Annotated in this window: 23 protein-coding genes and 1 tRNA gene; 14 read left to right on the top strand and 10 right to left on the bottom strand. The window is 65.0% G+C overall.

The window, feature by feature from the left end:
* Positions 1-80: 80 nt before the first annotated feature.
* From rimP to LY254_RS10535, 5 genes are all read left to right on the top strand, one after another.
* Positions 81-554, top strand: coding sequence for a ribosome maturation factor RimP (gene rimP / locus LY254_RS10555; protein WP_029626137.1), 474 nt, complete (start codon positions 81-83; stop codon positions 552-554).
* A gap of 42 nt (positions 555-596) precedes the next feature.
* Positions 597-2,039, top strand: a complete 1,443-nt coding sequence (gene nusA / locus LY254_RS10550) for a transcription termination factor NusA (RefSeq protein WP_247477043.1) — start codon at positions 597-599, stop codon at positions 2,037-2,039.
* Positions 2,036-2,317, top strand: coding sequence for a YlxR family protein (locus LY254_RS10545; RefSeq protein ID WP_029626136.1), 282 nt, complete (start codon positions 2,036-2,038; stop codon positions 2,315-2,317). The genes nusA and LY254_RS10545 overlap by 4 nt, the downstream gene beginning before the upstream one ends.
* A 61-nt stretch (positions 2,318-2,378) precedes the next feature.
* Positions 2,379-5,693: a translation initiation factor IF-2 gene (gene infB / locus LY254_RS10540; protein ID WP_247477042.1), complete on the top strand. Its 3,315-nt coding sequence runs from the start codon at positions 2,379-2,381 to the stop codon at positions 5,691-5,693.
* Positions 5,694-5,695: 2 nt separating this feature from the next.
* Entirely contained in the window at positions 5,696-6,715 is a 1,020-nt protein-coding gene (locus LY254_RS10535; RefSeq protein ID WP_247477041.1) for a low-complexity tail membrane protein, read from the top strand.
* Here LY254_RS10535 and LY254_RS10530 read toward each other — a convergent pair.
* Entirely contained in the window at positions 6,659-6,919 is a 261-nt protein-coding gene (locus tag LY254_RS10530) for a DUF3493 domain-containing protein (RefSeq protein ID WP_071777943.1), read from the bottom strand. The genes LY254_RS10535 and LY254_RS10530 overlap by 57 nt on opposite strands.
* 46 nt (positions 6,920-6,965) lie before the next feature.
* On the opposite strand from LY254_RS10530, the gene LY254_RS10525 reads away from it, so the two are divergent.
* Positions 6,966-7,037, top strand: a tRNA-Thr gene (locus LY254_RS10525).
* A gap of 99 nt (positions 7,038-7,136) precedes the next feature.
* Here LY254_RS10525 and LY254_RS10520 read toward each other — a convergent pair.
* Positions 7,137-7,628 (bottom strand): cupin domain-containing protein, encoded by a 492-nt coding sequence (locus tag LY254_RS10520; RefSeq protein WP_010315209.1) that lies wholly within the window; start codon positions 7,626-7,628, stop codon positions 7,137-7,139.
* Positions 7,629-7,639: 11 nt separating this feature from the next.
* Between LY254_RS10520 and LY254_RS10515 the strand changes: the two genes are divergently transcribed.
* Both LY254_RS10515 and LY254_RS10510 read left to right on the top strand, forming a co-directional pair.
* Positions 7,640-8,113: a nucleoside deaminase gene (locus tag LY254_RS10515; RefSeq protein WP_247477040.1), complete on the top strand. Its 474-nt coding sequence runs from the start codon at positions 7,640-7,642 to the stop codon at positions 8,111-8,113.
* Positions 8,114-8,119: 6 nt separating this feature from the next.
* Positions 8,120-8,875, top strand: coding sequence for a 16S rRNA (uracil(1498)-N(3))-methyltransferase (locus LY254_RS10510; RefSeq protein ID WP_247477039.1), 756 nt, complete (start codon positions 8,120-8,122; stop codon positions 8,873-8,875).
* On the opposite strand, the gene budA is transcribed toward LY254_RS10510, so the two are convergent.
* The 3 genes from budA to psbA form a co-directional block, all read right to left on the bottom strand.
* Positions 8,822-9,676, bottom strand: a complete 855-nt coding sequence (gene budA, locus LY254_RS10505) for an acetolactate decarboxylase (RefSeq protein ID WP_247477038.1) — start codon at positions 9,674-9,676, stop codon at positions 8,822-8,824. The genes LY254_RS10510 and budA overlap by 54 nt on opposite strands.
* 7 nt (positions 9,677-9,683) lie before the next feature.
* The gene (gene alsS / locus LY254_RS10500) at positions 9,684-11,429 is read right to left on the bottom strand and encodes an acetolactate synthase AlsS (protein ID WP_247477037.1); all 1,746 of its coding nucleotides are present in this window, start codon (positions 11,427-11,429) and stop codon (positions 9,684-9,686) included.
* A 163-nt stretch (positions 11,430-11,592) separates the two neighbouring features.
* Positions 11,593-12,672 (bottom strand): photosystem II q(b) protein, encoded by a 1,080-nt coding sequence (gene psbA / locus LY254_RS10495; protein WP_247476282.1) that lies wholly within the window; start codon positions 12,670-12,672, stop codon positions 11,593-11,595.
* Positions 12,673-12,861: 189 nt separating this feature from the next.
* On the opposite strand from psbA, the gene LY254_RS10490 reads away from it, so the two are divergent.
* Positions 12,862-13,176, top strand: a complete 315-nt coding sequence (locus LY254_RS10490; RefSeq protein WP_247477035.1) for a hypothetical protein — start codon at positions 12,862-12,864, stop codon at positions 13,174-13,176.
* On the opposite strand, the gene LY254_RS10485 is transcribed toward LY254_RS10490, so the two are convergent.
* Complete coding sequence (locus LY254_RS10485) at positions 13,173-14,117, bottom strand: aspartoacylase (RefSeq protein WP_247477034.1); 945 nt, start codon at positions 14,115-14,117, stop codon at positions 13,173-13,175. The two genes, LY254_RS10490 and LY254_RS10485, sit on opposite strands and share 4 nt — an antisense overlap.
* Positions 14,118-14,172: 55 nt before the next feature.
* Here LY254_RS10485 and LY254_RS10480 point away from each other — a divergent pair, with 55 nt between their 5' ends.
* Genes LY254_RS10480 through LY254_RS10470 form a run of 3 tightly spaced genes read left to right on the top strand, consistent with a single transcriptional unit; the run spans position 14,173 to position 17,710 of the window.
* The gene (locus LY254_RS10480; RefSeq protein WP_247477032.1) at positions 14,173-15,138 is read left to right on the top strand and encodes a glutathione S-transferase C-terminal domain-containing protein; all 966 of its coding nucleotides are present in this window, start codon (positions 14,173-14,175) and stop codon (positions 15,136-15,138) included.
* Entirely contained in the window at positions 15,135-15,776 is a 642-nt protein-coding gene (locus LY254_RS10475; protein WP_247477030.1) for a DUF2301 domain-containing membrane protein, read from the top strand. The genes LY254_RS10480 and LY254_RS10475 overlap by 4 nt, the downstream gene beginning before the upstream one ends.
* The gene (locus tag LY254_RS10470) at positions 15,773-17,710 is read left to right on the top strand and encodes an ABC-F family ATP-binding cassette domain-containing protein (RefSeq protein WP_247477028.1); all 1,938 of its coding nucleotides are present in this window, start codon (positions 15,773-15,775) and stop codon (positions 17,708-17,710) included. Before LY254_RS10475 ends, LY254_RS10470 begins: the two co-directional genes overlap by 4 nt.
* Here LY254_RS10470 and LY254_RS10465 read toward each other — a convergent pair.
* Entirely contained in the window at positions 17,691-18,179 is a 489-nt protein-coding gene (locus tag LY254_RS10465) for a hypothetical protein (protein WP_247477026.1), read from the bottom strand. The genes LY254_RS10470 and LY254_RS10465 overlap by 20 nt on opposite strands.
* Positions 18,180-18,344: 165 nt before the next feature.
* Between LY254_RS10465 and LY254_RS10460 the strand changes: the two genes are divergently transcribed.
* Positions 18,345-18,563 (top strand): Calvin cycle protein CP12, encoded by a 219-nt coding sequence (locus LY254_RS10460; protein WP_010315181.1) that lies wholly within the window; start codon positions 18,345-18,347, stop codon positions 18,561-18,563.
* Positions 18,564-18,610: 47 nt separating this feature from the next.
* On the opposite strand, the gene cgtA is transcribed toward LY254_RS10460, so the two are convergent.
* Complete coding sequence (gene cgtA / locus LY254_RS10455) at positions 18,611-19,600, bottom strand: Obg family GTPase CgtA (protein ID WP_247477024.1); 990 nt, start codon at positions 19,598-19,600, stop codon at positions 18,611-18,613.
* A 39-nt stretch (positions 19,601-19,639) separates the two neighbouring features.
* On the opposite strand from cgtA, the gene LY254_RS10450 reads away from it, so the two are divergent.
* The gene (locus LY254_RS10450; protein WP_247477022.1) at positions 19,640-20,893 is read left to right on the top strand and encodes an ABC transporter ATP-binding protein; all 1,254 of its coding nucleotides are present in this window, start codon (positions 19,640-19,642) and stop codon (positions 20,891-20,893) included.
* Positions 20,894-20,897: 4 nt separating this feature from the next.
* Here LY254_RS10450 and LY254_RS10445 read toward each other — a convergent pair whose 3' ends face one another.
* Both LY254_RS10445 and LY254_RS10440 read right to left on the bottom strand, forming a co-directional pair.
* Positions 20,898-23,333, bottom strand: coding sequence for an endonuclease MutS2 (locus LY254_RS10445; RefSeq protein ID WP_247477021.1), 2,436 nt, complete (start codon positions 23,331-23,333; stop codon positions 20,898-20,900).
* Positions 23,330-23,734: a VOC family protein gene (locus LY254_RS10440; protein WP_247477019.1), complete on the bottom strand. Its 405-nt coding sequence runs from the start codon at positions 23,732-23,734 to the stop codon at positions 23,330-23,332. Before LY254_RS10440 ends, LY254_RS10445 begins: the two co-directional genes overlap by 4 nt.
* Between the last annotated feature and the right edge of the window lie 27 nt (positions 23,735-23,761).

The raw sequence follows: 23,761 nt of genomic DNA, 5'->3' as shown, positions 1-23,761 counted from the left end.
CGGGAGCAGCTGGACAGCCAGACAGCAGATCACTGCAGGTGCCGGACGGGTCGCCCGTTCCCCTGTTCACGATTCAGGCTTTGCCGCATCCCCTGCACCCTGACCTCCAAACCCTGGCTAGCCAGGCGGCGGAGGGCGCTGGATTCCAGGTCTGCGGCCTTGAACTGCTCACCCATCGAATTCCGATGACGTTGCTGGTCCAGCTGCGTCTGGCCGATGGCGGAGACGTGAGCCTGGACAACTGCGCCAGCTTCAGCGGAGTGCTGGGCGACGCCATCGAGAACAGCGGGCTGCTGCAGGACCCCTATGTCCTGGAAGTCAGCAGTCCGGGCGTCAGCGAGCAGCTGAGCGACGACCGAGACTTCCGCAGCTTCCGCGGATTCCCGGTTTCGATCCGCTACCGCGACACCAAATCCGGGGGCGACAACGAGCGTGAGGGCCTCTTGCTCGAACGCGATGAGGAGAACGTTCTCCTCAACGTCCGGGGACGCACGGTTCGAATCCCGCGCCCCGATGTGATCAGCGTGAAGCTGGTGACTCCCAAAGAGGCCTAACCCCTCCTTTCCCCTCTCCAATCCCGCACCCAACCACCTGCCATGGCACTGGTCCTGCTCCCCGGTCTCTCCAACCTGATCGAGGACATCAGCGAAGAGAAAAAACTGCCCCCTGCGGTGGTGGAAGCGGCCCTGCGTGAAGCCCTGCTCAAGGGCTATGAGCGCTACCGCCGCACCCTTTATCTGGGGATTAGCGAGGACCCCTTCGAGGAGGACTACTTCTCCAACTTCGATGTCGCCCTGGATCTCGACGAAGAGGGCTACCGGGTACTGGCCTCCAAAATCATCGTTGAAGAGGTCGAGAGCGAAGACCACCAAATCTCACTGGCCGAAGTGATGCAGGTGGCGGAAGACGCCCAGGCCGGTGACACCGTGGTGCTGGACGTCACCCCCGAGAAGGAAGACTTCGGCCGCATGGCCGCCGCCACCACCAAACAGGTGCTGGCCCAGAAGCTGCGCGACCAGCAGCGCCGCATGATCCAGGAGGAGTTCGCCGACCTGGAAGATCCTGTCCTGACCGCTCGGGTGATTCGCTTCGAGCGACAGAGCGTGATCATGGCCGTCAGCAGCGGACTGGGTCGCCCCGAAGTGGAGGCCGAACTCCCCCGCCGCGACCAGCTGCCCAATGACAACTACCGGGCCAACGCCACCTTCAAGGTCTTCCTGAAGGAAGTCAGTGAGATTCCGCGCCGCGGACCTCAACTGTTTGTCAGCCGCGCCAACGCCGGCCTGGTCGTCTATCTCTTCGAGAACGAAGTGCCCGAGATCCAGGAGGGCTCGGTCCGCATCGTTGCCGTCGCCCGTGAGGCCAACCCCCCCTCCCGCTCGGTCGGTCCCCGCACCAAGGTGGCCGTGGACAGCGTGGAGCGCGAAGTGGACCCTGTCGGCGCCTGCATTGGCGCCCGCGGCTCTCGCATCCAGCAGGTCGTGAACGAACTGCGTGGCGAAAAAATCGATGTCATCCGCTGGTCCCATGACCCGGGCCAGTACATCGCCAACTCCCTGAGCCCCGCCCGCGTGGAAGCGGTTCGACTGGTGGATCCCGAAGGGCAGCATGCCCACGTCCTGGTGCCCCCCGATCAGCTCAGCCTGGCCATCGGTCGCGAGGGTCAGAACGTCCGTCTCGCCGCTCGCCTGACCGGCTGGAAGATCGACATCAAGAACAGCACCGAGTACGACCAGGCCTCTGAGGACGAGAAGGTCGCGGAACTGATCTCCATGCGCCAGGAAGAGGAGGCGCTTCAGGCGGAAGCTGAAGCCCGGATGGAGGCAGAACACGCCCTGCGTGCCGAGGAAGACGCCCGTCTTCGGGAGCTCTATCCCCTGCCCGAGGACGAAGAGGAGTACGGCGAGCAGGCCCAGTACGACGAAGCGGCCTACGAGCAAGAGCCTGTGGCTGAGGCTGAGACCACCGAAGCCGTGGCAACGGAAGACGCAGTCGAAGAGGCTGTCGAAGAGACGACCGACGAGGAAGGAGCCCGGTGAAGCAACAGCCCGTCCTCAGGCGTTGTGTGACCTGCCGTGCACTGCTGGATCGCCAGCACCTGCTACGGGTCATCCGCCTTGCCGAGGGCGGCATGGCTCTGGACCAAGGGATGGGCCGATCGGCCTATCTCTGTCCGACCGAGAGCTGTTTTGAGGAAGCCAAGCGCCGCAAACGTCTGCAGAAGGCACTCCGGTGCCAAGTGTCAGATTCCATCTACGCGGCCTTGGCGCAGCGCCTGAATGCCACCTCTTATCAGGCGCTGAGGCAAGATAAATAGTGGCCTCACTGTGGGTGATGGCCCGGTGGCACGTGTTGCCCCCGACCACTTGGAGCACTTGATGACCAGCAGCGGCAAAGTCAGGATTTACGAGCTGTCCAAGGACTTGGGCCTTGAGAACAAGGACGTGCTCGATGCCGCCGAGAAACTGTCGATCGCAGCGAAGAGCCATAGCAGCTCCATCAGCGATGACGAGGCAGCGAAAATCCGCAGCCTGATTAAAGGTGGCGGGAATGGCAGCAAGGCCGCTCCGACGGTGGACGAGCCCAAGAAAGCCATCCTCTCGGTCAAGAAGGCCGCTCCTGCTGCACCGGCAGCGCCTGCGAAACCCGCAGCGGCCAAACCGGTAGCAGCCAGCCCTGCTCCGGCGAAACCTGCTGCTGCGGCCCCTGCTCCTCGGCCCCAGCCCCAGGCAGCCAAGCCCGCCGCTCCGTCCGCTCCAGCTCGCCCGGCCGCACCATCCGCTCCCCCAGCCCGCCCTGCGGCAGCGGCCAAGCCCGCAGCCAAGCCTGCGGCCAGTGCTCCCCCCAGCCGTCCTGCAGCCCCGTCAGCGCCTCCGGCTCGTCCCGCAGCGGCCAAGCCTGCCGCCAAACCCGCGGCCAGCGCTCCCCCCAGCCGTCCTGCAGCCCCGGCCCCGAGCCGACCTGCACCGGCAATTGTGTCTAAGACCCCGGCAGGAGCGGGAGCCCCCCCGGCCCGCAAGCCGGCGCCCCCTGTGTCGCGCCCTGCGGCAGGTAGCCCCCCCCAGCGTCCTGGCGCCCCCACGCGTCCCGCTGCAGGCGGTGGCCGCCCGCAGCTCGTGAGTCGTCCTCAGGGCGGCCAGGGCGGAGCCCGTCCTGCCACACCCTCCGGCCGCCCGGCCCTGAGCCAGCGGCCAGGGATGCCCACACGCCCCGGCGCACCAGCCCCCACGCGGGTGGGACAGGGCGGCAAGCCCGCCAAACCCGCCCGCCCTCAGGTGGAGCTGGTCGGCAAACCCATTCGCCGTGATGTCAGCGGTCCTGGTGGCGGCGGAAACCGCCCCGCGCCCCCGACCCGTCCCGGCATGCCTGGCATGCGCAAGCCGGTGGCCCCTGGCGAGCTCATGCAGCTCCAGAAACCTGGAGCAAGGCCCAGCGCACCGCCGCCTCGGCGTCCTGGTGGCGCCCCTGGCGCACCCGCCGGCGCCCCCGGAGCCCCTGGAGCAGGCGACGCCAACCGTCCTTCAGCCACTCCCCCGTCGGCACCACGCCGCCCGAATTTCCGTGCTCCCATGCCGCCCGGTGGCGGCCGTCCCCGCCGCCCCGATTGGGACGACAGCGCGCGTCTGGATGCACTGCGCAGCCGCTCACCCCAGAAGCAGCGCCAGCGCGTTCACATCATTGGCGAGAACGACGACTCGCTGGCCGCACAAACCGGCGGCTACGCCGGTGACACCGATGCGGTGGTGCTGCAGGCCTCCCTCGCCCGTCCGGCGAAACCCCGCAGCGCTGGCTCCGCTCAGCCGAAGCCAACCGTTGTGGCCCGCAAGCGCCGCAAGGAAACCGCCCGTCAGCGTCAGCGCCGCCGCGCGATGGAGCTGCGTGCCGCACGGGAAGCCAAGCAACAGCGGCCCGAAATGCTCATCGTTCCGGAGGGCAACCTCACGGTGCAGGAGCTGGCCGACAAGCTGGGCGTCGAGAGCTCCGAGATCATCAAGAGCCTCTTCTTCAAGGGCATCATCGCCACGGTGACCCAAACCCTCGATCTCTCAGCGATCGAGACGGTGTCCCAGGAATTCGGCGTTCCGGTGCTCGAGGACGACGTCGAGGAAGCGGCGGCCAAGACCGTCGAGATGATCGAAGAGAGCGATCTCGCTCACCTGATCCGGCGTCCGCCCGTGGTCACGGTCATGGGCCACGTGGACCACGGCAAGACCAGCCTGCTGGACTCGATCCGCAAAACCCGGGTCACCGCTGGCGAAGCCGGTGGCATCACCCAGCACATCGGTGCCTACCAAGTCGAAGTGCCCCACGCCGGGGAGCAGCGGAAGATCACCTTCCTGGACACCCCTGGCCACGAAGCCTTCACCGCCATGCGAGCCCGTGGCACCAAGGTCACTGACGTGGCCGTGCTGGTGGTGGCCGCCGATGACGGCGTGCGTCCCCAGACCCTGGAAGCCATCAGCCACGCCCGCGCCGCCAAGGTGCCGATCGTGGTGGCGATCAACAAGATCGACAAAGAAGGTGCCTCCCCGGATCGCGTCAAACAGGAGCTGTCCTCCCACGAACTCGTCGCTGAGGATTGGGGCGGCAACACCGTGATGGTGCCGGTCAGCGCCATCAAGGGCGAGAACATCGAGAAGCTGCTGGAGATGATCCTGCTGGTCACCGAAGTGGAAGACCTGCAGGCCAACCCAGACCGGATGGCCCGGGGCACCGTCATCGAGGCACACCTCGACAAGGCGAAGGGTCCTGTGGCCACCCTGCTGATCCAGAACGGCACCCTGCGCACCGGTGATGTGCTGGCCGCTGGTCCGATCCTGGGCAAGGTGCGCGCCATGGTCGACGACAACGGCAAGCGCGTCAAAGAAGCAGGCCCCTCCTACGCCGTTGAGGCCCTGGGCTTCAGCGAAGTGCCGACGGCGGGCGACGAGTTCGAGGTCTACACCGACGAAAAAACGGCCCGTGCGGTGGTCGGCGACCGCGCCACCGAAGCCCGCGCAACCCGTCTGGCCCAACAGATGGCCTCCCGCCGGGTCTCTCTGGCCTCCATGTCGGGCCAGGCCAGCGAAGGCGAACTCAAGGAACTCAACCTCATCCTCAAGGCCGACGTTCAGGGTTCCGTCGAGGCAATCCTCGGGTCCCTGGAACAACTGCCTCAAGAGGAGGTTCAGGTCCGCGTGCTGCTCTCTGCACCGGGTGAAGTCACCGAAACCGACGTCGACCTGGCAGCGGCCTCCGGTGCTGTCATCGTCGGCTTCAACACCTCGATGGCGCCTGGCGCCAAGCGTGCTGCTGACGCCACGGGCGTGGATGTGCGTGACTACGACGTCATCTACAAACTGCTCGAGGACATCCAGATGGCCATGGAAGGCCTGCTGGAACCCGAACTGGTGGAAGAGCCCCTGGGCGAAACCGAGGTTCGGGCCGTCTTCACGATCGGCAAGAGCGCCGTGGCGGGTTGCTACGTCACCAGCGGCAAACTGCAGCGCAACTGCAAGGTCCGCGTCTGGCGCGGCAAGGAAAAGGTGTTCGAGGGCGACCTGGACTCCCTGCGCCGCGGCAAGGACGATGTCAAAGAAGTCGCCACCGGCTTCGAATGCGGCATCGGCTGTGATCGTTTTGCCAACTGGCAAGAGGGCGACCGGGTGGAATCCTTCAAACTGGTCACTCAGCGACGCACCCTCAGCAACTGACCGTGAATCCGGCAAGACGCGAACCGCTCCTGTGGCTCCAGCTACTGGGGCTCGCGGCCTTGCCGCTCGAAATCCTGCTGCTATTCCTGCTGTTTGCAGGGGCAGACCCGGGTCCCTTCCCCGGCTTTGAACGCTTACTGACCTGGGCGATCGGCGCCCTGGGAAGCGCGGTCCTCTTCTGGCGCCTTCCTCCCGACCTCTGGTCTGTGCTGATCCTGCAGGTGCCCCTGCGGGGTCGCCGCCCGGAGCAGTTTCGTCTGAGTGCCCTTCAGACCGCCCTGCCTCTGAAGGTTGTCATTGCCCTTGGCGCCGCACTGCTGCTTCCCCTGACCTGGTGGGCCGACAGCCACGCCGGCATGGCCTGGGCCTGGTCCCCCCTCTCCAGCAGCCCCAGGCTGGTGGTTCTGCTGCTCTGCATCCCGGTGCTGGCGCTGATCCAATGGCAGTGGGCCCAAGTGATTCAGTCCCTCTGGATGCTCACCCGGTCCTCCAGCCTGGTAGATCAGACCCTGCCCCTCACTCAAATCCAGGCCGCTGAGCAGCGCCTGAACGCTGGGCTTCCGCTCTTGCTTCTCGCGCCGTTGGCCTTTGCCGAACCTGCGGCTTCCGTCGAGCCGGAACCGAAGGCCACACCGCAAGAGCAACAGGAGGAAGCCGAAGCTGTCACTCCTGAACCCGAGCAGACCGACTCCCCTGCCGAGACAGAGCCCGTCGCCGCAGAAGCGTCTGAAGCTGCTGCAGAGCCTTTGCAGGCGGACGCGGAGGTCGTTGAGGAAACCGACGAGGGCCACGAGGCCAACGCTGAAGCCCTTGCCTCAGAAGACGTCGATGTGCCGCAAGCGGAAGCCTCAGACGCCGACGCAGAGCCCGAGGAGGAAGCGGTCGTTCACGAAGAGCCCTGTTCCGAAGAAACCGGCCCCGAAGAGACCACTGCCGAAGCACCCCAAGACACTGAGGACGACGCGTCAGTCGTCGACGCTGGGGGAGCGGTCGCGCCAGAGGAGAAGCCCGAAGAGGGCTAACGCCGAAACCTGAATCAGGAGGTCAGAGGACTGGACCACCTCTCCACCGGCCGAACGCATCGCCATCGTGGCCAGGCCAACGGCCGCAGAAGCAGTAAAGGCCAACCAGAGTCCTCGCCTGAGTCCACGCCAGGGGGTGCGAGCCTCCTGCAACAGACGAGCCCTGAGATCGGGATCCAGTGGGGGACGGGAGTCAGGCGGCATCCGCGCGTCTCAGGCTTCGAAGCCTGAATGCTAATTTCACTGGGCTGCCGGTGTAGCTCAGTGGTAGAGCAACTGATTCGTAATCAGTAGGTCGTCGGTTCAAGTCCGATCTCCGGCTTTTCAGGTCCTGACGCTCTCAAAAGAGATGGGACCCTGCAGTCACAGCAAGACATCTGAGCCAGCGGCTTTGAATTCGAGCCAAAGATGGCACCAAGCTCTATCGATACTCGACCAGGGCAGCTGGTGGATGTTCAGCTTCTGAAAGTTCGCTGAGCATTTGAAAGTCGTCAAAGTCAAAACCAGGAGCGACCGCACACACCATCAGGCTCCAACGCCCTGAAGCCCGAGCGGCCTGCCAGACACCCGCTGGCACCACGACCGTTTCTGCTGAACCCGGCAGAAGACAGTGCTCCTGCAGCTGCCCATCCATCACCAGCAGCAACGCCAAGGGATCCCCCGCTAGGCAGCACCAACTCTCATCGGCGTGGTTCACCCGATGCCAGCGACTGATCTCCCCGGGGCCCAACAGAAACAGGATCTGGGTCAGGGCGTCGCGCTGCACCCCATCGGCGCGGCGCACCTTGAGCGCGCTGCGGAAGGTCTCTCGATACCACCCCCCCTCGGGGTGAGGTTGAAGATCAAGGGCCGCAACGATCTCAGCCACGCTGTGGCGTTCTGGATCCCACGGACCGAGGTTGTCTTGCGTCATGCCTGCCATGCTTGGGCCAACGGCACGGAGGTGCGATCGATCGCAGCACGATGCAACGTCTGGTCGATGCGGCCCGGGCCGAAGCCGAACAGGGCTGGAGCGAAGGGGGAATTCCCATCGGTGCCGTCCTGGCCCAAGAGGATGGAACGATCGTCGCCCGTGGACACAACCAACGGGTCCAGAACGGGGATCCCACCAGCCATGGTGAAACCCAGTGCATCCGCAACGCCGGGCGGCGCCGCGACTGGCGTGAGCTGACCCTGGTCACCACCCTCTCTCCCTGTCCGATGTGCGCCGGAACGGCCGTTCTGCTGGGATTCCGGCGGGTGGTCATCGGAGAGCGAAAGACCTTTCAAGGGGCCGAGACCTGGCTCAAGGAGGCTGGAATCGAAGTCACCTGCCTGGACGATCCACGCTGCGAAGAGCTGATGCAAACCATGCAGCAGCAGAAGCCTGAGCTCTGGGCAGAAGACATCGGCTGCTGAACAGCGATGAACATCGTCCTGCTGAGGCCAGAAGACTGGATCGACGAGCAGCGCGTGCTGCTGAATGACGAGCGGGCGCGCCACATCCGCAATTTGCTCAAGTCGAGCGTGGGCGAGACCCTGCGGCTCGGGCTCATCGGAGGTGCCTGCGGTCAGGGGCTGATTGAGTCCCTGGACTCCAGTGGCGTGGTGCTCAGAGCCGTCCTCAGCGAACCGCCACCCAAGCGCCATCCCTTCGATTTGGTGCTGGCCCTACCGAGACCCAAGATGCTGCGCCGGATCCTGCGGCAATGCGCCGAATTTGGGATCAGCCATCTGCACCTGATCAACAGTGCGCGGGTCGAGAAGAGCTACTGGCAAAGCCCGCTGCTGCAAGCCAGCAACGTCGAGGCCGCCCTGCTCGCGGGCATGGAGCGCTCCCGAGACACCATCGCCCCGCAGGTGCATCTGCACCAACGCTTCCGGCCCTTCATCGAAGACGAGCTCCCAGGGCTCTGCGTCGGACGGCTCTGCCTGATCACGGAGATGGGGGCCGAGGAGCCCTTGGCTCAGCACGCCGGCCAACCCGCTCTGGTAATGATCGGGCCCGAGGGCGGCTTTGTCCCTTTTGAGATCGAGCTCGCCCAGGCCAATGGTGCCCGCCCCGTGCATCTAGGGGAGCGGACCTTGAGCGTGGACACGGCCCTCAGCGCAACCCTGGCTCAGGGATCAGCTGTGTTTGCTCTCAGCTCGGGCCAAAGCCTCGGCGGGATCCCCCTGTAGATCCGCCTCCAGGAAGGCCGGCGTTTCCGGCAAGGCCAAATGCACGTGGTTGTCCATGTGCACCTGCACCGTCAGATCTTTGGCCTGGACGTCGAGGATGTGACCGCCATGGTTGTGGTCATCGCTCAGCAGGTGCAGGTGATAGCCGGGCACATTGATCGTGCGGGCATAGCTGGGGGTCCAGAACCCCACCAGGCTTCCGCGCAAACCGCTCTGGCTGAACTCCGCCTGGTGACTGGTCGCGCTCACCAGGTCAGTGCCATGGGCGCTCTTGCAGGCCACGCGGTAGTGGATCCTCTCGAACGTGCCGGTAATACGGATGGCGCAGAAAAGATTGTCGCTGCGCCTTAGGCCATCGAGCTGAGTGGTGAGGTCGTCCCAACTGCTGACGGACGGCAGCGTCGTGGTGGTGTCAGCCGCAAAGAAGGTCGTCGCCCAAAAGGGAGCCAGGGCCGTGTCCGGGGCGACATGCACCGACCCATCACTGCGGGCCTGCCAGCAGGTGCCATCGAGCATGATCCCCTCACCATCGAGGCCATCGAAGGTGCCCAGGCCGAAGTCTCCATGGCGCTTGATGTCCGCCACGCGCACGCAACCCTGATAGACCCCCTGCACCAGGGCGCCAGAGGTGGAGACCTGATAGATCGTGTGGTGGTCAAGATCTAGGGTTTCCGCCAGGGAGCGGCGAACCAGATGGCTGACGCTGTCGCCCGTGCGTTCAGCCAAGGCGTGCAGCGCGTCCCAGAGACCATCCCCAACGGAGACGTTCAGGTGGTGACCGCTCGCATGCTGCGTGCTCATCGGAACCTCAGTGGATGAACTGCTGGTGCACGTTCTGCATCAACCGGATGTTCTCGGAGTAGTCCACCGGAACATTGATCAGAACCGGTACCGGCTGCTGCAGGGCCTCCCGCAGGACGGGTCCGAGGTCCTCGGCGTTCTGGATCGAGTAGCCCTTCGCGCCAAAGGCCTCGGCGAACTTGACGACGTCGTAGTCGCCAAGCTGGATCCCCGAGACCCGTCCGTAGTGGGCCTGCTCCTGGAACTCCACCATGTTGTACGAGTGGCTGTTCCAAATCACGTGCACGAAGCGGCTGCCCATCCGCACCGCCGTCTCCAGCTCCGTCGCCGTGAACAAAAAGCCCCCGTCCCCTGAGACGGAGACCACGGGACAGCCGGGGCGCACCATCCCAGCGGCAATGGCCCACGGCAGGGCCACGCCCAGGGTCTGCTGACCATTGCTCACCAGCACCTGGCGAGCTCGCTCAGCCTGGGCATAGCGGTTCATCCAGATGTAGTGGGAGCCGACATCCAGGCAGAGCGTGGTGTCCTTGGTGATCACCGAACTGATCTCGTGCACCAGGCGCAACGGATGAACAGGAGCAGCTCCACCCATGGAGGCACCCTCGGCGGCCGTCGCCCGTAATTCAGCGGCGAGGGCCTGCTGCTGCTGACGGAAATCAGGGGCGATCGTCAGTGGCGGCAGGGTGGCCATGGCAATCAAGGTCTGCTGCAGATCCCCGATCAACTCCACCTGGGGCAGGAAGGCTTGGTCCTGGTCCGCAGCCTTTACATCGACATTGATCAGGGTGCGGGATTGATCGCTATTCCAAAGGCTGGGGTCGTATTCGACCGGATCAAAGCCGAGGCAGATGACACCATCGGCCGCGCTCAGCAGGGCATCCGCCGGTTGGTTGCGGAAGAGTCCCAACCGCCCCACGTACTGCTCCGGCGCGACCCAGCGCCCGGGCCCTTGGAAGGTGGCGCAGTAGGGCAGTCCGCTGCGGCGCACATAGGCCTGGAGCGCTTCGCTGAGATCTGGATCTGAAGCCTGCATCCCCAGAAGGAGCAGGGGCCGCTCCAGGGTTGCCATCAACTCCGCGGCCCGGCTCAGGGCCTGGGGATGGCAGGGCCCCTGAAGGATCGGCTCACCCCAGCCCGCCGATGGGTCGGCCTCGATCTCAGCCAAGCCAACGTCCTTGGGCAGCCCCAGAAAGGCTGCCCCCGGCCGGCCCTGCTCAGCCGCCCGAATGGCATTGCCCAGGACCTCCGGTAGGTCGTGAATCGAGAGGGCGGACTGGGCAAAGCGCGTCACCGGCTGCATCAGGCCGATGGCATCAAGCGACTGATGGGTCTGCTTAAAGCGATCGTCCAGGGGCACCTCACCACCGATCGCCAACACGGGATCGCCTTCGGTGGTCGCCGTTGCCAGGCCCGTCACCAGGTTGGTCACGCCAGGGCCGGAGGTGGCCAGGCAGACGCCGATGCGGCCGGTCAGGCGGCCAAAGGCTTGAGCCATGAATGCCGCGTTCTGCTCATGCCGGCAGAGCACCAGCTCGATGGGCGAATCCAGCAGGGCCGTGAAAACGCTGTCGACCTTGGCCCCGGGGATGCCAAACACATGGGTGACGCCATGGGCTTCCAGCGCCTTGACCAGAAACTGAGCACCCGTCAGAGCCTTGGAGCGCGGCGCCGGCTCCACTGAGCGGCCTGGTGTTCTGCGGTTAGAGGTCTGCGGTGCGTGGGGATGGGAATGGCGTGCCGATGTCGTCATCCGACGGTCCGAAGGCTGATTCGCACACCATGACCACAACGCTGCACCACAGCCCCTGCGTTCGTTTTTTTTCGGGAATCTGCGTCCCCCCAACAAAAAGCCCCCTCTTGCGAGGGGGCTTCTGGTTCAACCGAGATTGAACCTTTTGGTTTGAGGATCAACCTCAGCCGATGGCAGGTGCGGTCAGAGCCACGGGGGTGGACTCAGCAGCAGCCAGGTCGAGGGGGAAGTTGTGAGCGTTGCGCTCGTGCATCACTTCCATACCGAGGTTGGCGCGGTTGAGCACGTCAGCCCAGGTGTTCAGCACACGACCCTGGGAATCCAGGATCGACTGGTTGAAGTTGAAGCCGTTCAGGTTGAAGGCCATGGTGCTGACGCCCAGGGCGGTGAACCAGATGCCAACGACGGGCCAGGCAGCCAGGAAGAAGTGAAGGCTGCGGCTGTTGTTGAAGGAGGCGTATTGGAAGATCAGGCGACCGAAGTAACCGTGGGCAGCCACGATGTTGTAGGTCTCTTCCTCTTGGCCGAACTTGTAGCCGTAGTTCTGGGACTCGCTCTCGGTGGTTTCACGCACCAGGGAGGAGGTCACCAGGGAGCCGTGCATGGCGGAGAACAGGGAACCACCGAAGACACCAGCCACACCAAGCATGTGGAAGGGGTGCATCAGGATGTTGTGCTCAGCCTGGAACACCAGCATGTAGTTGAAGGTGCCGGAGATGCCGAGGGGCATGGCGTCCGAGAAGGAGCCCTGACCGAAGGGATACACCAGGAACACAGCGGAAGCAGCAGCCACGGGTGCGCTGTAAGCAACGCAGATCCAGGGGCGCATGCCGAGGCGGTAGGAGAGTTCCCACTCACGACCCATGTAGGCGTAGATGCCGATGAGGAAGTGGAAAACAACCAGCTGGAAAGGACCACCGTTGTACAGCCACTCGTCGAGGCTGGCGGCTTCCCAGATGGGATAGAAGTGCAGGCCGATGGCGTTGCTGGAGGGGATAACAGCACCAGAGATGATGTTGTTTCCGTAGATCAGGGAGCCAGCAACAGGCTCACGGATGCCGTCGATGTCGACGGGGGGTGCTGCGATGAACGCAACGATGAAGCAGATGGTGGCGGCCAGCAGGCAGGGAATCATCAGAACGCCGAACCAACCCACATAGAGGCGGTTGTCGGTGCTGGTGACCCACTCGCAGAACTGGTTCCACGCAGAAGCGCCTTGGCGCTGCTGGAGGGTGGTCGTCATGAGTACGGGAAAGAAAGGCTCAACGGCAAGCCGTCAGAGCGGTAGTTAGGGCGACCCAAACGGGTTGCCCCGGGGAATGTAAAGGAAGTTTGCGCGCTTTGTAAAGCGATCTTGCGCAACGCCTCCATGACTGCAGGTAGCCAAGCCCCAAAACCGCTGCTAGGAGTCGCCTGTCACGCCTTCAGCGCCATGCGTCTTCCCCTGCTGCTGCTTGCTGCCGGTCTCCTGCTAGCGGGCTGCCAAGGAGGGGAACGCCGCGATAACGAAGCGCAGATCGAACGCCTGAATCGGCTGGAACTGCGCCTTCAGCAGCTGGAGCAACGGCAAGCCAACCCTGGAGGGGTGGATACCAGTGATCCCACCGGCAAGGCCCCGGCCGGGCCGGTCAAGTCCTTGACCTTCCGCACCGACAGCGCCGATGACCGCCTCAGGATCTACTGGGCAGACGGCAGCACCAGCGATCTGCCCTGCACCAAGGAGCAGGGCACCTGGGCCTGCGGCTAGGCCGCCATCAGGGCCTGCAGGGCCTCAAGCCAGGCCCCCTCGCTCGCCCAACGTTCCCGGCGACAGAGGCTGAAGGCGATGCCCTTCTCGCCGTAAGCCGCCTCATTAATAAAGACAGGCCAGTGGGCCTCGGCAGGAAAACCCAGGGTCTGCGGGTCGAAGCGCCATTCAGCCGGGCAGTCCTGGCCGCCGGGCTGCCAAAAGAGGGCCTGCCCGACCTGCAGCGGCCTCCAGTCCTGACGTTCGAGGGCCGGGTGCACACAGGCGATGGCCTCGCCGGCCGAGTCCCGGGGCAAATCGACACTGCCGCAATGGCGATAGAGCTGAAGGCCCGCGGGCAGGCGCAGCTCCCCGGCGGCCGCCTCGGCCAAGACCGCGAAGACCGCCTCGAGCGCTAGCTGGGTTTGACGCAGGATTGGCGCACTGAGTAGCCCTTGGGCCACAGGCCCCACCTCGATCACCAGGCCGCAGGGCCAACGCTCCACCAAAAAACCCGTCTGGGCAGCATCGGCCTCGTGCAGATAGATCGGTAGCCCCAGCCGAGCCTGAACACCAGCCGCCAGGGCGAGATCGGCGGGACGCCGTCCATAGACCACCAGTGAATTGCCCATGCCGCTGGTGGTGCTGTGCAGGTCAATCGCGACCGCACAGGGATTCGCGCCCGTCGGGGCGAACTGGGCCAGCAGCTCCCTGGCACGCTGCAGCTCCAAGGGCTGCTGGGTGAGATCGGCCAGCAGCTCGGGGGCAAAACAGCGGTTGAGATCGCGATCCATGTAACGGCGATTGGCCGCATGGGCCGCCGGATTACCGAGGACCAGCTGCACAGGCAGCCCAGCGCAATCGAGGTCCCGGGGCTCCCTGCGCCAACGCTCGAGCAAGGCCGGAGCGTTGCGCTCATTGCCGTGGGTCCCCGCCACAACCAACACCTGAGCCCGCCCCATACCCTTTGCTCCAGCCCGCAGCTGAGTCAGCCTGGCAGAAGTCTTCTGAACGTCCATGGCCATCCCCCCTGCCGTGGTGACAGCCGCCCGCAACGGCTGGCAGTGGCAGTGGCAGCAACTGATGGGGGGCCTTGGACCCGCCGATGCCGAGGGGAACTACACCCGCCCCGCCGGAGCCTTTGTCGCCAAACCAGCGCTGCCCCCATCGGCCGGTGAGGCGGGGGCCCATGTGCTGATCGTGGGACGGAGCTGCCCCTGGGCCCACCGGGCTTGGCTCGTCTGGCAGCTGCGACAACTGCACCAGAGCATTGAGCTGCTGGTGGTGGAGCCCGATCCCAAGGCAGGCCGCTGGCGCTTCAGCGAGCCCTTCCGTGGCTGCCAGACCCTGCAGGAGCTCTACCGAGCCGCTGGGGCAGACCCCAACCAGCGGGCCACCGTTCCGGTCCTGGTGGACAGCCGCTCAGGAGGCGTGGTGGTGGGCGAAAGCGCTCGCCTGATGGAACTGCTGAACAGCTGGCCAGCAGCGCAGGACGCCCTCGACCTGGAACCCGCCAACCAGGCTCAGGCCATCGCGCACTGGCGCGAGCGCCTGCAATACAGCGTCAATGACGGGGTCTATCGCTGCGGATTTGCCCGCAACCAAGCGGCCTATGACCGGGCCGAATCAGCGCTCTTTGAGACCTTGAGCGAAGCGGAATCGGTCCTGGCTGACGCCGGCACCTCGCCCTGGCTCTGCGGAGAGAGACCAAGCCTGGCTGATGTTCAGCTCTTCCCCACCTTGATTCGTCTGGAGTTGGTCTACGCCCCCCTGTTCGGGGTCAGCCGTCAGCCGCTCTGGCAACTCCCTGGGCTCTGGGCCTGGAGACAGCGCTTCTTCGCGCTACCTGGCGTGGCCGAAACCTGCTGCGATCAGGCCTGGCGCAAGGACTACTTCGGCGCCCTGTTTCCCCTCCATCCTTCGGGGATCGTGCCCGCGGGCCCCGCTCTGGCCACACTGGTGTCAGGAACCGTCTCAGCATGAGCGCCGCCGCCGATCCGGTCTTTGAAGGTGTCTATGGCACCTACAGCATCACGGACACGGACCGGCGCGAGGTCCTGGGGTACCGGCTGGCCCTCTTCACGGCGGCAGTGGCCCAGGCCGCACTGCTGATCCAATGGCAGCAGCTCGGTGGAGCGTGGATCTGGCCCTGGCTACTGCCTTTGGCCGCAGGGGTTGGCCTGGCCCTGCGTTGGATTCACATCTATCTGCGCCCCCTGCACCGGGCCCTGCAATGGTTCTGGCTGGCGGGATGCCTGGGCTTCCTCGCCCTGCTGATCAGCGCCGGTCCCCAAGGAATGGCCGGCGCACTCAGCACAGACAGCCGCTGGATCTGGGCCGTGGGTCCCTTCTTCGCCGCCCTAGCGGGGATCGGCTTCAAGGAGTTTTTCTGCTTCCGCCGCCCCGAGGCCATTGGCGTGACTCTGCTGCTGCCTCTGGCGCTGCTCGGACGCCTCAGCCATCTGCTCAGCGCAGAAGCCACGGCGACCCTGCTGGCCATCGAGGCGGCGCTCCTGCTGGTGCTGACCCTGCGGAAATTCCCGATGGATGCCGCGGCCGACGTGGGCGATAAGAGCGTGTTTGCTTATCTGGAAGCGCAGCGACAGCCCCCCAACTTGTGAGCCTGATCAGCCTGGTGGATGTCCGCAAGGACTTCGGCATCCGCACCCTCTTCGACGGGCTGACCCTGCACATCGGTGAACGCGAGCGCCTGGGGCTAATCGGACCCAACGGCGCCGGGAAGTCCACCTTGATGCGAGTTCTGGCGGGACTCGAGCCCACTGGGAGTGGCAACCGCCGGGTCCTGCCCCAGGCCCGCATCGTCCTGGTGAGCCAGGAGCCGGAGATGGATCCGCAGCGGACCGTGCTCGAGCAGGTCTTTGCTGAGAGCGGCGAGAAGATGCAGCTGCTGCGCCGATACACCGAGGTCAGCGAGGCCCTCGCCGCGGCCCATGAGCGAGGCGACGACGATGCCGCCCTGCTGGCGGAGCTGGGCCAACTCAATGGACGGATGGACCAAAGCCAAGCCTGGGGCTTGGAGCAGCAAATCCGCGAAGTTCTGCAGCGACTGGGCATCGGCGACACCCAACGCCGGGTCGGGGATCTCTCCGGCGGCTACCGCAAGCGCCTAGCCCTGGCGGCCGCCCTCGTGGCCGACCCGGATGTCCTGCTGCTGGACGAGCCCACCAACCATCTCGATGCCGACTGCATCCAGTGGCTCCAGGGCTATCTGCAGCGTTTCAGCGGGTCCCTGGTGCTGATCACCCACGACCGCTACGTCCTCGATCAGGTCACCAACCGAATCGTGGAGGTGGACCGCGGCGAGGCCCGCAATTACAGCGGGAACTATGCCTATTACCTCGCCCGAAAAGCCGAAGAGGAGGCAGCGGCTGCCGCCAGCGAAGCCAAATTCAAGGGAGTGCTGCGGCGTGAGCTGGAGTGGCTCAAGCGGGGCCCCCAAGCGCGCAGCACCAAACAAAAGGCGCGCATCCAGCGGATCGAGGCCATGCAGGAGGCCCCCAAGCGCCAGGGGAGAGGGGACCTGAGCCTGACCAGCAACCAGCGGCGGCTCGGAAAGCGAGCGATCGAAGCCGAGGCGGTGCTGGTCTGGGCCAGCGAGGAGGCCCAAAACAGCGGCCAGACACCGCTGTTGCGCGACTTCAGCTACGACTTCAGCCCGGAGGATCGGATCGGGATCATCGGGCCGAATGGCTCCGGCAAATCAACCCTGCTGGATCTGATTGCCGGTCGACGCATCCCCCAGGGCGGACGGGTTGAGCTGGGATCAACCGTGAAGCTCGCCTACTTCGACCAGCACAGCCACACCGTGCTCGATCAGACCGATGCCGCCGGCCGGGAGCGCAAGGTGATCGACATCGTCAAAGAGGCCGCCAGCACTGTCGAGATCGAGGGTTCCACCCTCAGTGCCTCCCAGCTGCTGGAGCGATTTCTGTTTCCTCCGGCGCAGCAACACCAGCCCGTCAGCAAGCTCTCCGGCGGGGAGCGGCGGCGACTGCACCTCTGCCGCCTCCTGATTGAGGCGCCCAACGTCCTGCTGCTCGATGAGCCGACGAACGACCTCGACGTCCAGACCCTGACGGTGCTCGAGGATTTCCTCGAGGACTTCCGCGGTTGTGTCGTCGTGGTCTCCCACGACCGCTACTTCCTCGACCGCACCGTCGATCGGCTGTTCAGCTTCGAGGACGGCCAACTCCAGCGCTTTGAAGGGAACTACAGCAGTTATCTCGAGCGGCAGGCCGCCAGCCGCCCAGCCCCAGCCGCTCCGAGCAGTCCAGCAGAGAAAAAAGCCAAGGAGGCCCCCGCCAAACCGGCCAAGGCCCGGCGGCGCAGCTTCAAGGAAAACCGTGAACTCGAGCAACTGGACGCCAACCTTCCCCTTTGGGAGGCACGCAAGGAGGAACTCGAAGCACTCATGGCGGCAGGAGGCAGCGATTACGCCGCCCTCGAGACCCAGAGCGCAGAACTCTCGAACCTGCTTGAGCAGATCGCCGCTGGGGAAGAGCGCTGGCTCGAGCTCAGCGAGATGCCGAGCTAGGGGCACTGCTGCGCCGGCGGCGATGGGCATGGGGGGGGAGGTCCGCTGCACGGCGGGATGGTCTGGCGCTGAGCTCGCACTGCATCACCGGAGTGTCCTGCCCTAGCCAAGGTTGTTGGCGGGCTCGGCCCGATTGAGCTTCCACCTCCTTCATCGCCGTTGGCTTGTAGTCGCTCAGGCTGCGCTGAAGGGCCATTTCATCGCCCATGTGCCGCAGGTAGAGATCCAAGGTCCACTGGATCTGGTTGTGTTCAAAGGCCTCGCAGGCCGCCTGCAGGGACTGAAAACGCTGACTGACCAAGCCGGTCGGAGAGCACTGCTTCCACTCCAGGGTGTCTTCAAAGCTCAGCCCATCACGCCACTGCCTCTGTTCAGACAGATAGCAGTGATGGTCTGGGCCATTGATCCAGAACAGACGACCGGACTCATCCATGAAGTGACGATCGTGTCGCTGCGTGATTCGCGCCATCTGGAAGCCCATCACTAGCCCTCTGCTAGCCAGAGTCCTGCGATCGGACCGCGAAGAAAACAGAAAGCCGAAATCAGAACCCGATCACAATTGGCTCCGCATCCGCCAGACACCCCGTATGGTGTGCAGCGACGTCGAGCAGCCTGATCTCTCCGGCCTCATTGCATGAACACGATCGACGAGCACATCGCTAAGGACAAGTCCGAGATCGAAGCGGCCAAAGCTGCTGGTGATCAAGGCAAAGTGCGCCACCTTGAGGACGAAGTGAAAGGCCTCGAGGAGTACAAGGCCCACCACCCCGAGGACAAAAAAGACCCCTCCCCGATGGAGGTCTACTGCGACCTAAATCCCGACGCCCCTGAGTGCCTCGTCTACGACGACTGAGTCTCTAAGCGTTCAGCAGTGAGCCGGTGGAACTTCGTTTCTCTGGCTCACACCCCCAGCTCTTTCCAGACCTTGGCCAAGAGCTGATCCAAATTTTTTGATGTCGCTGCTGAGATATCCAGCACCGGTTGGCCGCAGTGGTCGCTGACCTGTTGGATCCTCTCCTCGAGCTCATCCTCGAGCAACAACTCGGTTTTGTTGAGGGCGACCAGACAGGGCCGCTCGTCCAAGCCATTGCCATAGGCGGCCAGCTCCTGCTGCACCACCTGGAAATCGTGCAGGACGTTCTCTGAGCTCGCATCCACAAGGTGGATCAAGAGACGGGTGCGCTGGATATGACGCAGGAAGTCATGGCCCAGTCCAGCCCCCTGGGCTGCCCCGGCGATCAAGCCAGGGATATCAGCAAAGACCGTGCCATCACCACTGGGGCGGCGCACCACCCCCAAGTTGGGAACCAGGGTTGTGAAGGGGTAGTCGGCAATTTTGGGCCGGGCTGAAGAGAGCACCGAAATCAGGGTGCTTTTGCCGGCATTCGGCAAACCGATGATCCCCACCTCGGCCAAGAGCTTGAGCTCGAGCTGCAGCAACCACTCCTCGCCGTCGCGTCCCTCGGTGAACTTCTCGGGGGCGCGGTTGCGGTTGCTCAGGTAGTGGGCGTTGCCCAGGCCACCACGGCCTCCGACGGCCACGAGCAAGCGCTGATCCTTCTCCGTGAGGTCTCCCAGAAGGATGTGGGTCCGGGCATCTCGGACCTCCGTTCCGCAGGGAACCTTGATGACCAGGGGAGAACCACTGGCTCCAGTGGCCTTGTTCGGCCCACCGCGACGACCGTCATCGGCGGCAAAGAGCCGCTTGTATTTGAAGTCCAGCAGGGTTTGCAGGTTGGGGTCGGCCTCGAGCCAGACATCACCACCGCGACCGCCATCCCCACCGGAGGGACCGCCGGCAGGGACGTACTTCTCACGGCGAAAAGCGGCAATCCCATCGCCGCCGCGTCCTGCCTGCAGTGAGATCCGGGCCTGATCAATGAATTGCATTTGACCAACCCTAAGATCGGGCCGCCGTGAGGCCGGTTCTTGGCAGAGGTTCGCTTCCAGCAGGTCAGCAAGACCTACCCACCGCGGCGGGGCAGTGCAGCGGTTGAGGTCCTACGGCAGCTGGAACTCTCCATCCGTGATGGCGAGTTCTTAGTTCTCGTCGGGCCCTCCGGCTGCGGCAAAAGCACGCTGCTGCGCCTCCTGGCCGGACTGGAGAGCCCAAGCGGCGGTGAAATCATCGTGGGCGGTCGCCGGGTGACCCACCTGCGCCCCTCCCAGCGGGATGTGGCGATGGTCTTCCAGAGCTACGCCCTCTATCCCCACCTGAGCGTGGCGGACAACATCGGCTTTGGCCTGCGCCGGCAGCGCCAACGCACGGGCCTTCAGCAACTTCAAGACGGCCTCCATCGGGCGGGACGGACTCTGCCCCAGGCGCTACGGATTCCCTCCAGCCGAGAGCAGCGCATCGAAGCACGCATCCAAGAGGTCGCGAGCACCCTGGAGCTGGAGCATCTGCTGGAGCGGATGCCCAAGGAACTCTCCGGCGGGCAAAAACAACGGGTCGCCCTAGGGCGTGCCATCGCCCGTCAACCGTCCGTCTTCCTGATGGATGAACCCCTGAGCAACCTGGATGCCAAGTTGCGAACGGGAACCCGCGCCCAGATCGTCGAGCTTCAGCGCCGTCTGGGCACCACAACGGTCTACGTGACCCACGACCAGGTGGAAGCGATGACCATGGGCCATCGGATCGCCGTCTTGAACCGCGGTTGCCTGCAACAGCTCGGGACACCGGCGGAGCTCTATCAATGGCCCAGCAACCTCTTTGTGGCGCAATTCATCGGTAGCCCCGCCATGAATCTGCTGCCCGTCAACGTTGCCGGCAAGGGTCAACTGCAGCTCGGGAGCCGGCGTTTTCTCCCGGAAGGTCCCAGCGGTGATGCCCTCCTGCACTGGCAGGAGGCGGGGGGCAGCGAAGCCCTCACGGGAGGCCTGCGGGCGGAACACCTGCACTTGGCTCCGGCCACCAACCGCAATCTGCCGGCGGAGGTCTGCCATGTGGAGGGCCTCGGCAATGAACAACTGCTCACCTGCCGCTTGCAGGAGGGAAGCCACCTGGTTCAGCTAAGGGCCGATCCCAGCGAGCACCTCACCCCAGGGGAAACGGTTCACCTGGACATCGATCCGAAGGGCTGGCGGTTCTTTGACGCCGACGGAGAAGCGATCCCTCCGGCGCCCGAGCCAATCGCCCCTACAGCCAGCGGTCCCGAACCGGTGCTGCCATCGCTGGGCTAACCCCTCACTTCACCCAGATCACGCTGCACCCTTGGCCGCCATCCCCCTGGGCGGCGTCCGTAACCCGCTCCACATAGGGAACGCTGGAGAGCCACTCCCTCAGTCCGCGTTTGAGCTTGCCGGTGCCGATTCCGTGGATCACCCAAACCGGACCGTTGGCTCCGCGCAGGTGTTCTTCCACGGCGGACTCGGCTTCATGCACCCGCATGCCCCGGACATCGATGGTGTTGCGCTCCGTGCGCACCTCAGGACCTCGACTGGCGGGATTGCGGCGACTGCGGATCGAGACCTGGGCTTGCGGCGGCTCGGGCTTCTCGCCCTGAAGTCCCTCAATGGCGGAGAGCTCCAGGTTCAGGCGCATCACCCCGCAGCGGACACTGAGCTCCCGGCCGTCTTCACTGAGGGAGAGGACCTCACCTGCCTTGCCGAGGGAGAGGACCCGCACGCGATCGCCAACCTTAGGGAGCCAACCCTTGTGGTCACGGCGCTCCGGCAGGGGGCGATGCTGTTGCTCCAGCTGCTTCAGCTGCTGCCCTGCCCGGCGAGCTGATTCACCCAGTTCACTGCTGCCTGTGCCACGGCCATGGCGGAGACGTCGAATGATGCGGCGCACCTCCTTTTGGCCATCACGGATCGAGCGCTCCAATTGCTCGCGGCGCTGCTCCTGCAGCTCAGCGCTCTGCTCCTTCTGCTGCTGCCAGCGCATGAGGAGCTCCTCATGCAAGAGCTCGGTTCTCGCCAGCAGAGCAGCCGCTTCTTCGGCCGCCTCCTGTTGCCGTTGACGTTGGCTCTCCAGCCCCGCAATCACTTGATTGAGTTCCCCTTCTCCCCGGGGAGCCAGCAGGGCTTGGGCCGCATCAAGGACCGCGCCGTCCAAACCCAGTCGGGTGGCGATGGCCAGGGCATTACTGCGGCCAGGGATGCCCCACTGCAGGTGATAGGTCGGCGAGAGGCTCTCGACGTCGAAGGCGACGGAGGCATTCTCAAAGCGCGGGTCGTCGTACTTCAGGGCTTTCAGCTCCCCGAAGTGGGTCGTGGCAATGGTCAAACGAGCCCGATCCGCCAACTGCTTCAGCAGGGCGATGGCCAGCGCCGTCCCCTCGGTGGGATCGGTGCCGGCACCCACCTCATCGAGAAGCACCAATTGAGCTCCGGCCTGGGTCGCCAGATCGCTACCGGCGGCAGGCAGGGCCTCCAGGATCCGAGCAATCCGGCGCACATGGCCACTGAAGGTCGAGAGGTTCTGCTGGAGGGACTGCTCATCGCCAATGTCCGCGAGGACCTGCTGACACCAGGGCAAACGCGGCGACCCTTTGCAGGGAACAAACAAGCCCGCCCGGGCCATGAGGACCGCCAGGCCGACGCTTTTAAGGGTCACCGTTTTGCCGCCGGTGTTCGGGCCGGTGATCGCCACCACCCGCAGGCTGCTCTCCACGCGGACGCTCACGGGAACGACCGTTCGGCCTCCCTGGCGACGTTCTTGCCAGAGCAAGAGCGGATGCCGCAGCCCCTCCAGCTGAAGCGGCGCCAGGGGATCGGCCTCCAGCTCGGGGCGTACAGCCCCCAGCCAAGCGCTGTATCGGGCGCGAGCCAGGGCGAGATCCAGCTGAATCAGGACCTGCTGCAGGTGCTCGAGCGCCGGCTGCTCTTCTCCCACCAGGGCGCTGAGCTCCTGGAGCACCGCCCGCTCCGCCTCGCGCTCCTCGCCTTCCAGCTGCCGGATCCGGTTGCCCAGGGGGATCACCGCCTGGGGCTCGATAAAAACGGTGTTGCCGGAGGCGGAGCTGTCGTGAACCAGGCCCGGCAACTGACTGCCGGCGCCCGCCTTCACCGCCAAGACCGGCCGGCCATTGCGCTCGGCGACCACCGTGTCTTGAAGGAGCGCGGCGTAACGACGAATCAGCTCATTCAGACGATCACGGCGCTCCATCCGCACGGAGGCGAGCTGACGACGCAGGCCTGAGAGGGGAGGGCTGGCGCGATCCGCCACACGCCCCCCGTCCTCAATGCAAAAGCGCAGGCGCTGCTCCAGCTCAGGCAGGGTGCGTAGAGGCTCCACCAGGGCAGTCGTCACCGGCCGCAGCTCGGGATCGTCGATCTGCCGGCGCAGACGCCGAGCCGCAGCCAAGGTGGTCGCCACGGCCAAGAGGTCATCACCGCTGGCTACGCCACCTTTGGCACAGAGCTGAAGGGTGTGATCCAGATCAGCAGCCCCCTGAAAGCTCAGCCCCCCTTCGATCAGGCCATCCAGCGCCAGCAGCTCGGTCGTCTCCGCCAGCCAGCCCACGCTCTGCTGGCGGGTCGAAGCCAGGGGCAGCCGCGCCGCCACGACGCGACCGGCGGCGGTGCTGGCGAAGCTGGAGACGTGGTGGGCCAGCCGCGGCCACTCCAGTAGCTCCAGGGCCTCCTGTTGGATGGGCGCGTGCAGCTCAGCCGTCACGAGTAGGTCAGAGGTATCGGCTCGGCTCCGATATTGGAGGGCAGCCCGCCGGCGGGCTCATAGAGCATCTCCAACCAGTTCCCTTCTGGATCCTGCATGTAGAAGGAGGCCGTGCCGTCGCGGTGGTCATGCACCGGACCGCAGGAGTGCCCCTTGGCAAGCAGCTGCTCCCGCACCTGATCCACTTCAGCGCGGTTCTGGACGTGAAAGGCGAAGTGGGGGCCTGCCGCCTTGTAGTCAGGGCTGAGAAGAGCAATGCCTTCACCAGTAGGCCACTGGACATAGCACCAGTCCGCGGCTTCCCAGGTCAGCCGCAAGCCCAAATCGAGATAGAAACGCTTGGCCCGCTCCATGTCCTGCACCCGCAGGGCGACATGGCCAAGGCGATGGGAGACGGCCATGGCATCCGTTGGCATTGAGTCCATTCT

The sequence above is a fragment of the Synechococcus sp. NB0720_010 genome (assembly GCF_023078835.1).
Taxonomy (GTDB): Bacteria; Cyanobacteriota; Cyanobacteriia; order PCC-6307; family Cyanobiaceae; genus Vulcanococcus.
This window is presented reverse-complemented; position numbering and strand designations above follow the sequence as displayed.

What these genes read in the sequence shown, in the direction of transcription:
- infB (WP_247477042.1), top strand. Translation starts at nt 2,379, where the DNA reads ATGACCAGCAGCGGCAAAGTCAGGATTTACGAGCTGTCCAAGGACTTG.
- nusA (WP_247477043.1), top strand. Translation starts at nt 597, where the DNA reads ATGGCACTGGTCCTGCTCCCCGGTCTCTCCAACCTGATCGAGGACATC.
- budA (WP_247477038.1), bottom strand. Translation starts at nt 9,676, where the DNA reads ATGAGCACGCAGCATGCGAGCGGTCACCACCTGAACGTCTCCGTTGGG.
- alsS (WP_247477037.1), bottom strand. Translation starts at nt 11,429, where the DNA reads ATGACGACATCGGCACGCCATTCCCATCCCCACGCACCGCAGACCTCT.
- LY254_RS10510 (WP_247477039.1), top strand. Translation starts at nt 8,120, where the DNA reads ATGAACATCGTCCTGCTGAGGCCAGAAGACTGGATCGACGAGCAGCGC.
- psbA (WP_247476282.1), bottom strand. Translation starts at nt 12,672, where the DNA reads ATGACGACCACCCTCCAGCAGCGCCAAGGCGCTTCTGCGTGGAACCAG.
- LY254_RS10490 (WP_247477035.1), top strand. Translation starts at nt 12,862, where the DNA reads ATGCGTCTTCCCCTGCTGCTGCTTGCTGCCGGTCTCCTGCTAGCGGGC.
- LY254_RS10460 (WP_010315181.1), top strand. Translation starts at nt 18,345, where the DNA reads ATGAACACGATCGACGAGCACATCGCTAAGGACAAGTCCGAGATCGAA.
- LY254_RS10465 (WP_247477026.1), bottom strand. Translation starts at nt 18,179, where the DNA reads ATGGCGCGAATCACGCAGCGACACGATCGTCACTTCATGGATGAGTCC.
- LY254_RS10485 (WP_247477034.1), bottom strand. Translation starts at nt 14,117, where the DNA reads ATGGGGCGGGCTCAGGTGTTGGTTGTGGCGGGGACCCACGGCAATGAG.
- LY254_RS10475 (WP_247477030.1), top strand. Translation starts at nt 15,135, where the DNA reads ATGAGCGCCGCCGCCGATCCGGTCTTTGAAGGTGTCTATGGCACCTAC.
- LY254_RS10480 (WP_247477032.1), top strand. Translation starts at nt 14,173, where the DNA reads ATGGCCATCCCCCCTGCCGTGGTGACAGCCGCCCGCAACGGCTGGCAG.
- cgtA (WP_247477024.1), bottom strand. Translation starts at nt 19,600, where the DNA reads ATGCAATTCATTGATCAGGCCCGGATCTCACTGCAGGCAGGACGCGGC.
- LY254_RS10530 (WP_071777943.1), bottom strand. Translation starts at nt 6,919, where the DNA reads ATGCCGCCTGACTCCCGTCCCCCACTGGATCCCGATCTCAGGGCTCGT.
- LY254_RS10520 (WP_010315209.1), bottom strand. Translation starts at nt 7,628, where the DNA reads ATGACGCAAGACAACCTCGGTCCGTGGGATCCAGAACGCCACAGCGTG.
- LY254_RS10440 (WP_247477019.1), bottom strand. Translation starts at nt 23,734, where the DNA reads ATGGCCGTCTCCCATCGCCTTGGCCATGTCGCCCTGCGGGTGCAGGAC.